The sequence below is a fragment of the Brytella acorum genome (assembly GCF_029309905.1).
Classification (GTDB): Bacteria; Pseudomonadota; Alphaproteobacteria; order Acetobacterales; family Acetobacteraceae; genus Brytella; species Brytella acorum.
Map to the genome: position 1 here is coordinate 415,624 of NZ_JARBJP010000001.1, position 14,881 is coordinate 430,504.

12 protein-coding genes are annotated in these 14,881 nt (G+C 63.0%); 4 read left to right on the forward strand and 8 right to left on the reverse strand.

What is annotated here, in order from left to right:
• Positions 1-108 precede the first annotated feature (108 nt).
• The 7 genes from PWM43_RS01805 to acs all read right to left on the reverse strand — a co-directional run bounded on the left by PWM43_RS01805 (position 109) and on the right by acs (position 8,762).
• Positions 109-921, reverse strand: a complete 813-nt coding sequence (locus tag PWM43_RS01805; protein ID WP_289840849.1) for a mechanosensitive ion channel family protein — start codon at positions 919-921, stop codon at positions 109-111.
• Between the two features lie 197 nt (positions 922-1,118).
• Entirely contained in the window at positions 1,119-2,672 is a 1,554-nt protein-coding gene (locus PWM43_RS01810) for a PepSY-associated TM helix domain-containing protein (protein ID WP_289840850.1), read from the reverse strand.
• On the reverse strand, positions 2,669-2,962 hold the full coding sequence (locus PWM43_RS01815) for a hypothetical protein (RefSeq protein WP_289840851.1): 294 nt from the start codon (positions 2,960-2,962) through the stop codon (positions 2,669-2,671). The genes PWM43_RS01810 and PWM43_RS01815 overlap by 4 nt, the downstream gene beginning before the upstream one ends.
• Entirely contained in the window at positions 2,959-3,240 is a 282-nt protein-coding gene (locus PWM43_RS01820) for a hypothetical protein (protein ID WP_289840852.1), read from the reverse strand. The genes PWM43_RS01815 and PWM43_RS01820 overlap by 4 nt, the downstream gene beginning before the upstream one ends.
• A complete protein-coding gene (locus PWM43_RS01825; protein WP_289840853.1) occupies positions 3,237-5,549 on the reverse strand; it encodes a TonB-dependent siderophore receptor in 2,313 nt (770 codons plus the stop codon). Before PWM43_RS01825 ends, PWM43_RS01820 begins: the two co-directional genes overlap by 4 nt.
• Positions 5,550-5,788: 239 nt before the next feature.
• On the reverse strand, positions 5,789-6,730 hold the full coding sequence (locus PWM43_RS01830) for a metallophosphoesterase family protein (protein ID WP_289840854.1): 942 nt from the start codon (positions 6,728-6,730) through the stop codon (positions 5,789-5,791).
• A 130-nt stretch (positions 6,731-6,860) separates the two neighbouring features.
• Positions 6,861-8,762 carry an acetate--CoA ligase gene (acs, locus tag PWM43_RS01835; protein WP_289840855.1) on the reverse strand — a complete coding sequence of 634 codons (1,902 nt, stop codon included), beginning with the start codon at positions 8,760-8,762 and terminating at the stop codon, positions 6,861-6,863.
• A 252-nt stretch (positions 8,763-9,014) separates the two neighbouring features.
• On the opposite strand from acs, the gene PWM43_RS01840 reads away from it, so the two are divergent.
• From PWM43_RS01840 to PWM43_RS01855, 4 genes are all read left to right on the forward strand, one after another.
• Positions 9,015-10,448: a M16 family metallopeptidase gene (locus tag PWM43_RS01840; RefSeq protein ID WP_289840856.1), complete on the forward strand. Its 1,434-nt coding sequence runs from the start codon at positions 9,015-9,017 to the stop codon at positions 10,446-10,448.
• Positions 10,445-11,962, forward strand: a complete 1,518-nt coding sequence (locus tag PWM43_RS01845; RefSeq protein WP_289840857.1) for a M16 family metallopeptidase — start codon at positions 10,445-10,447, stop codon at positions 11,960-11,962. The genes PWM43_RS01840 and PWM43_RS01845 overlap by 4 nt, the downstream gene beginning before the upstream one ends.
• Before the next feature lie 91 nt (positions 11,963-12,053).
• On the forward strand, positions 12,054-14,048 hold the full coding sequence (locus tag PWM43_RS01850; RefSeq protein WP_289840858.1) for a M61 family metallopeptidase: 1,995 nt from the start codon (positions 12,054-12,056) through the stop codon (positions 14,046-14,048).
• Positions 14,049-14,115: 67 nt separating this feature from the next.
• Positions 14,116-14,391 carry a hypothetical protein gene (locus tag PWM43_RS01855; RefSeq protein ID WP_289840859.1) on the forward strand — a complete coding sequence of 92 codons (276 nt, stop codon included), beginning with the start codon at positions 14,116-14,118 and terminating at the stop codon, positions 14,389-14,391.
• Here PWM43_RS01855 and PWM43_RS01860 read toward each other — a convergent pair.
• Positions 14,376-14,876: a hypothetical protein gene (locus PWM43_RS01860; RefSeq protein WP_289840860.1), complete on the reverse strand. Its 501-nt coding sequence runs from the start codon at positions 14,874-14,876 to the stop codon at positions 14,376-14,378. The genes PWM43_RS01855 and PWM43_RS01860 overlap by 16 nt on opposite strands.
• Between the last annotated feature and the right edge of the window lie 5 nt (positions 14,877-14,881).

Below are 14,881 nucleotides of genomic sequence, written 5' to 3' on the forward strand. Positions count from 1 at the left end.
AAGCGCGGCGGGGGACTATCGGGGAGGCGAAGCCGAGGCCCTTTTCATCGAAGGGAACCATATGACGGGGCGAAACTCCTGCCAGCCCCGCCCGATGGTCGCGTCCGGTCATGCGGCAGCGCGGGCATTGACTCCGAGGCGATATCCTTCGTTCTTAAGCGTCTTGATCGCGGCTTCCGAGTATTTTCCGACCAGGGGCGCGACATTGCCCGGCGCGCACCAGAAGGTCATGGACACCGCGATATTGGCGGGCTGCGGCAGGAAGGAAACGCCGGGCGCCGGGGTCTTCAGCACCAGCTCGTCATGCGCCACCAGGTCCAGCAGCAGCGCCCGCGCCTTGTCGAGATCGTCATTGTAATCGATCAGCAGCGAAACGGAGGCCAGCAGCCGGTCGGTCTGGGAGCTGTTCACCACCACGTTGTTCGACAGCGTGCCGTTCGGCACATAGATCACCTCGTTGCTGGCGTCACGCAGGATGGTGCGAAACATCTCGATGGACGTCACGGTCCCCGCACTGCCGCCCGCCGAAATCGAATCGCCGACCTTGAAGGGACGGAAGAGCAGGATCAGAACGCCGCCCGCGAAGTTGGCAAGGCTGCCCTGCAACGCCATGCCGACCGCGAGACCGGCGGCGCCGAGAACGGCGACGAAGGATGTCGTGGCGATCCCCACCATCGAAGCCACGCTGATCAGAAGCAGCGCCTTCAGCAGCAGCCCCACCACGCTGAGCAGAAAGCCGCGCAACGTCGGCTCGATATGGCTCGCGGCCATCATCCGGCCCATGCCCCGCGTCACCATGTTGATGATGGACCAGCCAATCAGCAGCACGATGATCGCCAGAACGAACTGACCGACATAGCCGAGAATGACCGGCAGCAGGCCGTTCAATTGGGTCCATAGCGAGTTGACCTGATGTTCCATGACTAATCCTGTCCTCTGATGTTGCGTCGCGCGACAAAAGCAGCATGGAACACCAGCGGACCGCTATCAATGGACGCGATGTTGACGCTCGATGAGCGGCGCGGGGTGGAACTCCGTCAGTCCACGGCTGCGGCGCGTCGGTGGTTTTTCCCATGGCCGCGTCGCGACGTGGTCATTCCTGTGCCTGAATACAGACGCTAACCTTGTGGGGGAAGTGTCGCCCGGAAGGGCCGTCGGCTTGCGAACAGCAGCGTAAAACCGATCAGAACGGTGCAAAGGGTGAGGCTGCCGCCGATGGGCGAGAGCAGGCTGGTCTGCGGGGCGATGGCAAGGGCGACGGGTATGCCCAGGGTGATGATTCCCGCAATAGCCAGATGCAGCCGATGGGCAACGGGCGGCGGCAGGATAAATCCCGACGTCACGAAAATGGCGAACACGCTGTAATAAAGCATCGATACGGAGCCGTATTCGCCGCCGGACGTCAGATACGGCGAGGCGCAGAAGATGGCGGATATGCCGGCGATGCACCCGAGCGTGCAGCCGGAAGTGAGCGCTTCGAGGAAACGGGTGCCGCGTGTATCGCGCATCAGGCCGCTCCGGCGTTCGCGTCGTCGTCGGGAAACGATCCAGAGGCGATTGCCGGTGTAGAACAGGAAAGCGCCTCCGAAACCGAGCACGACGTAACCCCAGCGCACCCATACGCCCCCGAAACTTCCGAAATGCAGGGCGAAGAACGTCGTGAGGATCGCGAAAGCGGCGGGTTGGTGGCCGGGCATGTAGTCCGCCGAAATGATGCGGCCCGTGGACGGATCGAGATTGGCGAAGCCTTCCGTCGGGCCGCGCAGACTGTAGCGGTCGTCATGGCCTGTCACGCGCAGCGTCATCCGGTCGTGCATCCGCGTGTAGTTCAGGGTCTCGGGCACGAAGCCCGGAGCCTGGCGCGTCAGGGCTTCCAGAATGGCCATTGGTGGGAGCACGGGCGTGGGCGAAGGCCTTTCCCGATGCGGCATCGGCATAGGGCGTGGCCCCTGATGCAGTCCCGCAGGCCGTGTCGGCGAGATGAGCATGTGCTCGAGACTGAAGATCTGTTCGTGAAACGCGAACACGACCGAGGTGAGTGCCATCACGATATGAAAGGGAAGCGAAAAAATACCGAGCAGGTTGTGAAAATCCAGCCAGCGCTTGCGGGCGCCGCCGTCGATGCGGACGGCGAAGAGTGTTTTCGCAAGGCTTGGCAGATAGGCGATGACTCCCGAGATCAGCGCGATCGCATAGAGCAGCGCCACCACGCCCATGACGATCATCGCCGTCTCATGGGGCAGTGGAAGTCCCACCTGCTGATGCAGCACGTCGATGAAGCGGGCCGTCTGCGACGTTGCGGGCTTTGACGTGACCAGTGCGCCATCCGCGTCCAGACCGGCGGCCCTCACGGGAACAGGACCGCGAGCCTGACCTCTCGAAGGCGACCAGATCACACGACCGCGCGCCGCCGCGTCGTCTGCCAGAACGATCGTGTAATTCTCACGGGCTTCCGGATAGTCCGCGAAAATCCTGGCGAGAAGTTCGGGCGTCCGCGCCAGCGGAACGGGCGCCGGAAGATGGACAGCGGGTGATAGCCAGTCCTGAAGCGGCTGCTCGAGCATGCTGATCGCACCGGCATAAAAAGCCACGAACAGGAAGAGGGCGCTGATGATGCCGACCCAGCTATGGACGTCGCGATAGGTCTGGACGATGTCGCCGCGGATTTTCATGAAAGGAGCATCCGCGTCAGTCCATAGGCGCTCCAGACGATGATGTTGGCCGCGACGAGAGACAGCCATGCCTGCCGTCCGGAGCGGAAAAGGAAGCACGTCCCCAGCAAAACGACCCAGATCAGGGCGGCCAGCCACATCAGAAACTGACCGCTTGCGTCGCGCGGCGTGACGTCGCCATGGGACACGCATCCCAGAACGCCGATGACACCGAGCGTCAGCCCGGCGCCCGGAAGGGTCGCGGCGGCGACTTTCGGGAACCAGTCCCGGCTGGTGAGCGCCGGTTTCACGGCGTTTTCCGGCGCATCGTGGCGAGGGCTATGAAAAGCGGCGTGAGGGACCATGCGGCCATGAGGAACGTCACCAGCATGAACGCGGATGTCGCCGGGCTGCGGCATTGCAGCACGACGAGGAACGCCGTGGCTTCGAGCGCGAAGCCTGCCGCCATTGCGCCCTTGCGGGGCAAGGGACGCGGCAGAAGGCGCTGGTGCCGGGAGGCGAGATGGATGAGCGCGCTTCCGGTGAAGGCGAGCAGGGTCGAAACCCACAAAAGTCCTGTTTCGGTCACCAGCGATATTCCAGGCGTGCCGTCAGGCTCCGGCCCTGTCCATAATAGCAGGCGGAAGCGGCCGTGCAGGTCGCAACGAAGCGTTTGTTGGCGATGTTGCGCATGTTGAGCGAGAAGGAGAGGCCCTTATAGGCCGGATGAGCGTCGGCGACGTCGTAACGCAGGAACATGTCGAACAGCGTGTAGCCGGGGATGGAAAGCCTGTTGGCCGTATCACCATAGCTATGACCCGTATAGCGGACGCCCCCGCCCACGCCGACGCCCTTGAAGACGCCATGCCGGATGCGCTGGTCCACGAACAGGGACGCCATCCATTTCGGGGCCTGGGGCAGGTAGTTTCCAACCTGGCCGGGAGTGTTGGATTCCGTGACGCGCGCATCGCTACGGGTTCCGGTGAAGATCACGGCCATGTCCCATGGCAGGGTCGCGCGGCCCTCAAGCTCCAGTCCGCGGACGCGTCCCTTTCCGGTTTGCACCAGACAGGTCGCCGTGCCGCACATGGCCTGGCCAGGGTCGGGCGTCGTCATATTTTTCTGGGTGATCTGGTAGCCGCCGAAGGTGATGTAGATGCTCTTGCCGTACTGGTAACGCAACCCGGCTTCGTACTGGTCGCCCGTGGTGGGTTTGAACGGCTCGCCCGTCAGGGAGGTGGACGGGTCGGAGACCTGAGGCTGGAAGGACTGGGCATAGCTGAAATAGGGTGCAAGCCCGTTATCGAACAGGTAGACGCCGCCCGCCCGCCATGTGAAGGCGCTCGATCGGGTGAGGTAACGTTTGTGGGTCAGGACGTTCAGCGTATCGTCGCGAGCCCAGTCCTGTCGGCCGCCGATGGTCACGCGCAGACGCTCGAATTTAAGCTGGTCCTGGAAATAGATGCCGTTCTGCTGGCTGACCGTGGCCGTGTAGACCTGGGGCGCCAGTCCGGCGGCGTAGCCTCGCGATCCACGGCTGATCGGATCGAAAATGTTCAGGATCGGCAGAACGAGAGAAGCGTTCACGAGGTCGCGGGAGTGATTCCAGTCCGTGTAGAAATAATCCGTGCCCGCGAGCAGCAGATGCCGCACGGGGCCAGTCCTGACGTGCCCTTCGAGCTGCGTGTCGGTAGCGACGCCCTGGGAGCGGCCGCGACCTTCGACAGCCCGTCGCGCGACCGTCTCACCGGCGACGCAACCGGCAATGGCCGGCGCGCATCTGGCCAGTGTGTCGCCGGAGAGGACCGTCGCGCGGTAGAGCGTGTCGAGATAGGTGTAGCGGGTATTGTTGCGCAGGGTCAGGAAGCGGCTGAAACGGTGCTCGAGGAACGAGCCGATCGAAGCCTGGTTACGATCGAACGTATCCCAGTCCGGCTCGCCGATATTGGCGTCATTGGGAATGTGACGACCTTTCGACGCGTAGAGGGTTCCGGTCGCGGGAAGAAACTGGAAGGTCGATCCGCCCTGATCGCGCTGATATTGCGCAAGCAGCGTCCAAGTCGAGCGCGGCGCATACTGCCATGTCATGCTGGGTGAGAAATAATAACGGCCCAGCGTCACGTCATTGACCTGCGTGCCGCCGTATTTGGCCAGAGCGACCACCCGCCCGAGAAGGCTGCCGCTTTTGTTCAGCGCGCCCGAAACGTCGCCTGATGCCTGGCCCTGCCAGTTGGCGAGATCGGTATAGCCTGTGCCCTGCAGGAAAAATTCCCCTTCGCTTTTGGCGGTCGGGCGCTTGGTTACGAGATTGACCACGCCTCCGGGAGCCGTCTGGCCATACAGGGCGCCCGATGGTCCTTTGAGCACCTCGATCTGCTGAAGGGCGAAGGGGTCGAAGGATGTTCGTGTCCACTGGCCCCCTGAAGGCAGGCGAAGACCGTCGACGAAATTGTTGTTGGATGAGAAGCCGCCCGCCCCGAAACCACGAACGGAGACCTCGTCCACGCGACTGTCGATACCCGAGGGCTCGGCCTGAACACCGGCGGTGTAGGAGAGGGCGTCCGCGATGGTCGGAGAGGCGCGCAGCTCGATTTCGTCACGATTGACGATCGAAATGGTCTGGATTGATTCGATGATGGGCGTGCGGGTTTTGGTCGACGAAGACGCGCTTGAGAGGCCGGTCGCCGTGACCACGATGACTTCCGCCTTGTCGGGAACGGACGACGACCGGGAAGGCTTGCCTGTCCCTGTTTGGGGGCTGTGGTTCGAGCCGCGCATCTGAACCGGGGATGGACGGGGCGGATTTTTTTTCGTCGTATCGGCGTGAGCTTTCGAAATATCCCCGCTGATGATCGCCACAATAGGCAGAAGGCCACCGACCACACGCGAAAAAGACATTATGAACTCGCCAAACCATAGGATTGTGCTGGAGAGGCCATGTCTCAAAATTGAGAATTAGTGTCAATTGCAAGTAAGGTCTTTTTATATAACAAATCTTGTTCGATTTATTGCCGTTAATGTCAGACTGACGTGTTTTCGGGGATGGGACTGATGGGCAAAAGATCAGAATGACGCCATTTCTATGGCCAGCCGCCTTCCTGTTCCGGCAGCGATACGCCGCCGGAAGGTCCGGCGTGTCACGTATTCTGGGGATCGACGCTCTTGAAGCCGTAGGTCTCGTATCGTGTCGTCACCACTCCGTTCGCGACATCCACCACCATAAATCCTTCCGGCGTGCCGAAGCGTGTGCCGTGCCACCAGTTGCCGCAGACGGCGCCGCCCGTGATGTAGGGCACGCCATGCCAGTCGACGCGCTCAAGAATATGCGTATGCCCCTGGAACACGCCGATGACGTTGTAGTGGTCGAAGAGAGGCAGAATCTCGTAGGCGTTCGCGACGCTCAGGGCATGATGCCGTGGCGGTGTCGCTGGCGGGGCGGCGTAGTCCTCTATCGCGGTGACGAGAGGAATATGCGTCACGACGATGATCGGCGTGCCCGCGGGCTGCGCCGCGAGATCCTGTGAAAGCCATGCGATCTGTGGCGCGTCGATGCGTCCTTCATACAGCCGGTCCGGCGTGATGCCGATGGAATCCAGCACGACGACATGCACGCCCTTGTGGTCGAATGAATAATAAAGCCGCCCGAAATTATCCTCGAAATATTTTTTGCCGTACATCGGATCGGTCGGCTCCGCGCCGCTTTTCGTATAGACCCCGAAGCAGTCGTGATTGCCGATCGTGTGATGAACCGGCAGCGTCAGGTCTTCGGCGGTGCGTTTGTAAAGCTCCACGAGTTTCGTGGCGCGACCGGCATTGACGCCGAGCGCGTCAAAAACATGGTCGCCGCCCTGGATGGCGAAATCGGCGGCCACGCCCCGCGCCTTGACGAAAGCCGCGTGACATCCGCTGCGTGCGTTCAACTCAGGCTGGAGATGCGTGTCAGTGATGAACAGGAAGGTAAACGGCTCGTGAGTGCGCATCGGCGGGCGGTCGGGAACGGCCGCGCGGGCTCCGGCGGCGCCCGATAGCGCGATGCCCCCTGTGAGGGAGAGAAAAGACCGTCGATTGATCTGAAACATGAGAGGGATATCCCCGGGTTCGTCTGCACGATCCAGGGAGTTTCGCACTCTTGCGCGAATAACGAAGCGGCTCATCGGCGATGTCACAAATCATTCATGCGACGGGCCGTTATGCGCCGACCCGGCACGGTCAGCTTTCGGACTGCACGGCCTCGATCAGCGCGGGAACGACGCCGGGGTCCATCAATGTCGAGAGGTCGCCGAGACCGTCGGTTTCCCCACAGGCGATTTTGCGCAGAAGCCGTCGCACGCTCTTGCCCGAGCGCGTTTTCGGCAGATCCGCGACGAGATGAACGGTTTCGGGCACGGCATAGCGCCCGACCTGCGTGGCGACCGTCTTCAGAATACCGTCGACGAGTTTCCGGGCGTTGCCGCCCGCGAGGTCGCGAGGTACCGCGAAGACGACGATGCTCTGTCCCTTGAGCGCGTGCGGCACGCCGATGGCGGCGCATTCCGCGATGTCGCGGTCGGCGGCGATCGCATCCTCGATTTCGGCGGAGCCTATGCGGTGCCCCGAGACGTTGATGACGTCGTCCACGCGTCCGGTAATCCAGTAATAGTCGTCTTCGTCGCGGTAAGCGCCGTCTCCGGTGAAGTAATGGCCGGGATAGGGCTTGAGATAGGTGGTGTCGAACACCGCATCGTCACGCCAGATCGTCAGCGCGCGACCGGGCCACGAGCCGTCGAGGCACAGGACGCCCTCTGCCCGGTGCGCGTCGATTTTCCGGCCTTTTTCGTCGAGAAGCACGGCATGGACGCCGGGCAGTGGCAGGGTCGCCGAGGCCGGGCGCGGCGTCACGGCGCCCGGAACCGGTGCGATCATGATGCCGCCGGTTTCCGTCTGCCACCATGTATCGACGACGGGGCAGCGACGCTGGCCGATGACGTCGGCGAACCACTGCCAGGCCTCGTTGTTGATCGGCTCGCCGACCGTGCCGATCACGCGCAGGCGTGACAGGTCATAGCGTCCCGGAACGTCATCTCCTTCGCGCATCAAGGCGCGGATCGCGGTCGGGGACGTATAGAACGTCGTGACGCCATGCGCCTGCGCGACCTCCCACCAGCGACCCGGAGCCGGATGGGAAGGCATGCCTTCGAACAGCAGCACCGTGCCGCCGTTACAAAGCGGCCCGTAGGTTACGTAAGTGTGGCCGGTGATCCAGCCGATATCGGCCGTGCACCAGAACACGTCATCTGCGCGATGGTCGAAAACGAGATCATGCGTGTAGGCGGCCCACAGCAGATACCCGCCCGTGCCATGGACGATGCCCTTGGGTTTGCCGGTGCTGCCGGAGGTGTACAGCAGGAAGAGCGGGTCGGTGGCGCGCATGATTTCCGGCTCGCACGCGCTGGAAGCGGCCTCCAGCAAGGGGGCAAGCCAGAAATCGCGACCGGCCTCGAGAGGCACGTCGTCCTGTGTGACGTGGACGACCAGCACGTTGCGGACCGCCAGTTTGCCGACGTGCAGCCTGAGCGCCGCGTCCATGGTCGTCTTGAACGGGATGTGTTTCGCGCCGCGCAGTCCGACATTGGCGGTGATGACGAGTTGCGCGCCACTGTCATGCAGCCGGTCGGCGATGGCCTCGGCCGAAAAACCGCCGAACAGAACCACATGCATCGCGCCGATGCGCGCGCATGCCAGCATGCCGATAATGCCTTCGATCACGCCGGGTAGGTGGATCGCCACGCGATCGCCACGGCGTATGCCATGATCGCGCAGGACGTTGGCCAGACGGCACACGCGGTTATGCATCTCGCGATAGGTAAGACGCACCACGTCGTCGGCGTTTTCGCGCTGCCAGATGACGGCGACGTGATCGCCGCGCGTTTCGAGGTGGCGGTCGAGGCAGTTGACGCTCGCATTCAGGGCGCCGTCCGGGAACCAGCCCGCATCCTTATCGTCGGCGCGCGTGGGCATCGTCGCCCATTCCAGGCGGCGCGCCTGGTCGAGCCAGAAGCCCTCGGGGTCGTGGCGCGCGGCGTCGGTCTGGATGCGAAGGGCAGCAGGCGTCGTGCGAAACGTAGGGGCCATGAAATTCCGAAACTCACATTCAGGGATCAACCGGGTCGAACGCTCTATCTCAACCTTGGGCATTGATCCATGACCAAATCGAAAACTTCCTGTTTCGAGGCGCCTGAACGATCAGGTCCGTGACCCGTTCGGTCGTCAGGAGCCATGCGATGTCATCTCGTTGCATTGACACATTCGTTACGCGACGATCAGATCGCCTTATTCGAAACGCCGGATTTTCATGGTCCGGTCGGGCATGACAGAGGAGAGCGCATGGCGCGTCAATGGGGATGGGGCGGCGTGCGATACACGTCCCGGTTCGGGAAATCGGCCGTGCTCGCGGCGGCAAGCATGCTGGCGCTGCTGGCGGGGTCTGCATCCGCGCAAAGCGTGCATGTGCCGCCGATCGCCTATCAGGAGCACGTCCTGAAGAACGGCCTGCATGTCGTCAGCGTCGTGGATCATTCGAGCCCGACGGTGGCCGTACAGGTCTGGTATCACGTGGGTTCACGCAATGATCCCCAGGAGCGCAGCGGCTTTGCGCATCTCTTCGAGCATCTGATGTTCAAGAGCACGCTGCACATGCCGGCGGAGCAGATGGACCGGCTGACGGAGGATGTCGGCGGTCAGAACAATGCGGAGACCAGCAACGACTTCACGCATTATTTCGAGGTCGTGCCGTCGAATTATCTGAATACGCTTCTCTGGGCGGAGGCGGACCGGATGGCGAACCTCAAGGTCGATGAGGCGAATTTTCATTCCGAGCGTGCCGTCGTCGAGGAAGAATATCGCCAGAGCGTGCTGAGCAATCCATACGGTCTGCTGTTCAACGCGATGGATGCTGAATCCTACGCCGTTCACCCCTATCGCCGCCCGACGATCGGCAATATCGCCGAGCTGGAAGCCTCGACGCTTCCGGATGTGATCGCGTTTCACAACACGTTCTATCGTCCGGACAACGCGACCCTCATGGTGATGGGCGATTTCGATCCGAAGGCTCTGGAGGCGACGGTCGAGAAGTATTTCGGCGATATCCCGCATCCGGACACGCCGGTGCCGGTGGTCGATAATACCGAGCCCGCCCGCAGGGCGGATCGGACAGTGACGGTGACGTCTCCGACAGCGCCGCTGCCGGCCCTCGGAATGACCTGGCTGATTCCGCCCGCGAAGGAGCAGAAGGATCTCGTGGCGCTCGAGGTTGCGGCGGCCCTGCTCGGGACGGGTGAATCGTCGCGCCTGCACCAGGCGCTGGTGCAGGATTCCGGCATCGCCACGGAGGTCGAAACCGAGGCCGATGGCCGGGCGGGACCGGGCCTGTTCATGGTGACGGCGTTTCTGGCGACGGGTCATCAGCCGGGCGAGGCCGAAGCGGTCGTGCGTCGGCAGATCGCCGCGCTGGCCAGCAAGGCCGTGCCCGCCGCCGAACTGGACAAGGTCAAGACCGGGCTGCTGACCCAGGCCGTATCCGAGCGCCAGAAAGCGGAAAATCTCGGCTTCATTCTGGGCAATGCGCTGGTGACGGAAGGGAGCATCGCGCGGGCGAATTCCGATCTTGAAGCGCTTCAGGCCGTGAGCGCGGAGGACGTGCGGCGTGTCGTGCGCCGCTATCTCGTCGACGCCCATGCCGTCACGATCGACTATCTGCCGCAGCATGACGCGGTCGCCTCCAAAGCGCACGGCAAGACCGTCAAGGGAGCCGCACGATGACCCGCTCTTCTCTGCCTTTCCGGCGTTTTCTCATGGTCGCCAGCCTGCCGGTCCTGACGCTTGCCGCCACGCCCCTGGCGCATGCGGACAGTTTCCCGACCACGCCGCCGCCGCCGGGACCCGCGCCGGTTCTGTCGTTTCCGACTCCTGAACGCTTCACGCTTGCGAACGGTCTGGAGGTCGTTTTTGCGCGGCGCGACAAGCTGCCGCTCGTGACGGCGGAGCTCGTCATAAAATCCGGCTCGTCCGCCGATCCCGAAGGACTGGCCGGTCTTGCCGACATCACGGCGCAGATGCTGACGCACGGCGCGGGCGGGATGAGCGCCGTCGATCTCGTCTCGGCGGCCGAAGCCCTCGGAAGTTCGCTCTCGACGGAGGCCGACGAGGACAGCAGCACCATCAGCATGACCGTGCTCACGCCCAATCTGGGCAAGGCGCTGGACATGATCGGACGGGTGGCCCTCTCTCCGGATTTCGCCGGGAGCGAGTTGCAGCGCGTGAGGGGCGAGGCTTCGGACAGCGTGCGCATGCGCCTGAGCCGTCCGGGCGCCATGGCCGCGGCGGTTGTGGGGCGGCAGGCATTCGGGAGTGGTTCCTATGGGCATCCGGAGCATGGCACGCCGACCTCCCTGGCGCGTATGACGGTCGCTGCGCTGAAGCAGTTCCATGATACCTATTATCGTCCCGACAACGCGGTGCTCGTCCTGACGGGCGATATTTCGCGCGCGGACGCCGAGCGCCTGGCGTCGGGCCTCTTCGGAACATGGACCAGACCGAGCAGCGTGGTTCCGGCGGTTCCGGCGCCTGTGCAGCCTTCGGCGCTGGGGCGTGTCGTCGTGGTCGATCAGCCGGGCACGGGACAGGCGGGGGTCGCCGTGGCGCATCTGGTGCCCAGGCGCAATGATGCGGGCTATTACGGCGGCGTCGTCGCGAACGCGGTGCTCGGCAGCTTCTATTCGTCGCGTCTGAACGAGGAGATCCGTATCAAGCGCGGCCTCTCCTACGGGGCTTCCAGCCATTTCATGGCGTCACGCGACGCGGGTCTTTTGAGCGCTGCGATCCAGACGAAGAATCCTTCCGCGGCGGAGGTATCGTCACTGACACTGGGAGAATTCGACGGGCTGGTCAGTCGTCCTCCTTCGGAGAACGAACTGGCGGCCCGCAAGGCCACGCTTGTCGGCAACTATGGACGTTCGTTCGAGACGACCGAGGGACTCGCCTCGCGCGTGGCGCCGCTGGTTCTGTATGGGCTCGATCTGTCGGAGATCACGCGATACGTGCCTGCGATCCAGGCCGTGACGATTGGCGACGTGACGGCTTATGCCCGCGCGCATTTCGATGCCAGAGGGACGGATCTGGCCGTGGTGGGAGACGCGCGCCAGTTTCTGCCAGCCCTGCGCAGGATGCATCCGGAACTCGTGGTCATGGCGTCGTCCGATGTGGACCTCGATCGTCCGGATCTTCGGAAATCCCCGACGAAAAATCCTTCGGAGAACCCATCGCATCCGAAATGAAATCGGAGTTATAACTTTACCGGCATATCGAGGGGTCCCGACGCGGCGCAGGTCGCGGTCGGGATCCGTTCATTCGGAGACCCGTAGCAGCGTGATCAAGCATTTCCATCTTCACCTTCTGGCGTGCACGGCGCTCGTCGCCATGTCCGGCTTCGCGTCGCTCTCCATCGGCGTCGCCCACGCCGAAACGGCGGTCCCGGCGCCGGGTCAGCCCCAGCCGGAGGCCGAGGCGCTCCCTCCCGCCATCCCGAAGCCGCTGGACAAGCCGTTTCCCGGCGCCCTGAAGCTCGCCGTGGACGCGACCGACCTCGTTCATCATGTCATGTCGGTTCATGAGACGATCCCCGTGCCGGAAGAGGCGCGCGCCAATGGCCAGTTCATCGTGCTCTATCCGAAATGGCTGCCCGGCAATCACTCGCCGAGCGGTTCGATTTCGGAATTCGGCGGTCTCGTGGTCAAGTCCGGCGGCAAGGTCATCGAATGGATGCGCGACCCGGTCGATGTGTTCGCTTTCCATATTCCGGTGACCAAGACCCAGGCTTCCATCGACGTCGATTTCAAGTTGCTCTCCCCGGTCACGTCCGAAGAAGGGCGCGTCGTCATGACGCCGCACATGGCCAATGTGCAGTGGAACCAGGTCGCGCTCTACCCGGCGGGTTATTATGCGCGCGACATCAAGATCGATGCGACCCTGAAGCTTCCGCCTGGATGGCAGGCCGCCACGGCCCTGCGTCCGGTCGGTGTCGTCACCAGCGGTTCGACGACGTTCGGGACCGTCACGTTCAACACGCTGGTGGATTCACCGGTTCTGGCGGGCGAATATGTCCGCAAGACGCTGATTTCCGCGCAGGGTGCCACGCCCGTGACGTTGAACATGGTGGCCGACAAGCCCGCTGATCTCGAATACAGCGAGGCCGAGCTTCAGGCGCATCGCAATCTCGTAACGCAGGCCATCAAGACGTTCGGCTCCCAGCATTACGACCATTACGACTTCCTGATGGCCCTGACCGACGAGCTGGGCGGTATCGGGCTGGAGCATCACCGCTCCTCCGAAGACAGCGTTTCCGAGGACTATTTCACGGACTGGGCGCATTCCTTCCCGCAGCGGGACCTGCTGGCGCATGAATACACCCATTCGTGGAACGGAAAATATCGCCGCCCTGCCGATCTGTATGGCCCGACTTTCAATGACGTCCAGCGTGGTTCTCTTCTCTGGGTTTATGAAGGACAGACGCAGTACTGGGGCAATGTGCTGGCCGCGCGCTCGGGGCTGGTCAGCAAGGAGCAGGGCCTCGACGCCCTGGGTCTGATGGCCGCGACCTACAGCCAGCAGGCCGGGCGCGAATGGCGCGCGGTCGTGGACACGACCAACGATCCGACGATATCGCAGCGTCGTCCGAAATCGTGGCGCGATTATCAGCGTTCGGAAGACTATTATGTGGAAGGCCAGCTCGTATGGCTGGAAGCCGACACGCTGATCCGCAAGCTCACCCATGAAAGCAAGTCGCTCGACGATTTCGCCAAGGCGTTCTTCGGAACGAATGACGGCAGCTACGTGACGAGCACTTATACATTCGACGACGTCGTGAGGACGTTGAATGGCGTGGCGCCTTACGACTGGGCGAAATTCCTGCGCGATCGCATCTACTCCGTGCATCCGCAGCCGCCGGTCGCCGGGCTGGAGCAGGGCGGTTACCGCCTCGTCTATAGCGATAAGCCCAACGCGTTCATGGAACAGGCCGCGAAGAACCGTCACCAGCTCAACCTCATGTTCTCGCTGGGCATGAGCGTGACGAAGAAGGGCACTCTCGGGGCCGTTCACTGGGAAGGTCCCGCCTATAACGCGGGGCTGGTCGCGCATGACGAGATCGTGGCCGTGAACGGCGAGAGCTATACGCCCGAACTCCTGACCGCCGCGATCAAGGATGCCACCAAACCGACGGCGGCCCCGATCGAACTGCTGATCCGTTCCGGCGCTCATGTCCGCACGGTGAAGATCCCCTATCACGGCGGCATGCGTTATCCGCATCTCGAGCGTATTCCCGGCACGCCGGATCGTCTGGACGCCATCTATTCCCCGCGCTGACGACGCGGGGTTGCGGAGCATCGTGAGACGCTCCGGTTCATGAGATTTTCCATCAGGTCGCTTCGACATGCTCATCTGTGAACTGCCGAGCGACCGGGGGCGGAAATGGGCATGCTTCGATTTTCCATGGGGCGATCTCCCATGGGGGCAGGTCGCGACACTCGAACAGATCAAAGCGGCGATCGTGGCGTATCGTCCGGCGGTGTTCCCGGCCGTGGGGTTCAATGCGGCATTGCTGAAAGTCGGCCAGACGCGCGGTGCCCTGCGCAACGTGTCGGTATCGGACGAACTCGACCCAGACATGCCTGAGCCGTTCGTGCCTGACCTTCAGACGCGACCGTAACCGAAATCCGTTGGTTTGCGCGGTGCGAGACGATAGAGGAGGCCGTCCTGCGTGAGGTCCGGACGATCATGGTCCGTCGCGCGGATCAGGAGCCGATTGGGCAGTTCGATGTAGCGCGTGACCATCGCGCCCCAGCTCGGACCGACACCGTCTGGAGACAGGACAATCAGCGCGCAGGGCACGCCGTCGATCGTCATCGGGGTGCGGGCCCATGCTCCGTTGAGATAGTCCGAGCGGGTGAAGACCGATCCCTGGCCCCAGAGCGTCTGGTAATGGATGCGATAGGTGCCGGTGCGCGCATCAGCCGCTCCGTGAAGGACGAGTTCGACGGCCAGTTGCGACTGGGGCACGGGCAGGGGCTGATAGCCGTACCAGTCGCCAAAAATCGGACCGGATGGCATGGCGGCGCAGCCCCCGAGCGACAGGACCAGGGCGGAAACAGATACGAAGAGGTGCAATTTCTTGAAAGCTGCGAAGCCGGACATGGAGC

Bases quoted from the DNA above. Each gene is read 5' to 3' on its own strand.
- PWM43_RS01840 (WP_289840856.1), top strand. From the start codon at position 9,015: ATGGCGCGTCAATGGGGATGGGGCGGCGTGCGATACACGTCCCGGTTC.
- PWM43_RS01810 (WP_289840850.1), bottom strand. From the start codon at position 2,672: ATGAAAATCCGCGGCGACATCGTCCAGACCTATCGCGACGTCCATAGC.
- PWM43_RS01845 (WP_289840857.1), top strand. From the start codon at position 10,445: ATGACCCGCTCTTCTCTGCCTTTCCGGCGTTTTCTCATGGTCGCCAGC.
- PWM43_RS01805 (WP_289840849.1), bottom strand. From the start codon at position 921: ATGGAACATCAGGTCAACTCGCTATGGACCCAATTGAACGGCCTGCTG.
- acs (WP_289840855.1), bottom strand. From the start codon at position 8,762: ATGGCCCCTACGTTTCGCACGACGCCTGCTGCCCTTCGCATCCAGACC.
- PWM43_RS01855 (WP_289840859.1), top strand. From the start codon at position 14,116: ATGCTCATCTGTGAACTGCCGAGCGACCGGGGGCGGAAATGGGCATGC.
- PWM43_RS01860 (WP_289840860.1), bottom strand. From the start codon at position 14,876: ATGTCCGGCTTCGCAGCTTTCAAGAAATTGCACCTCTTCGTATCTGTT.
- PWM43_RS01825 (WP_289840853.1), bottom strand. From the start codon at position 5,549: ATGTCTTTTTCGCGTGTGGTCGGTGGCCTTCTGCCTATTGTGGCGATC.
- PWM43_RS01830 (WP_289840854.1), bottom strand. From the start codon at position 6,730: ATGTTTCAGATCAATCGACGGTCTTTTCTCTCCCTCACAGGGGGCATC.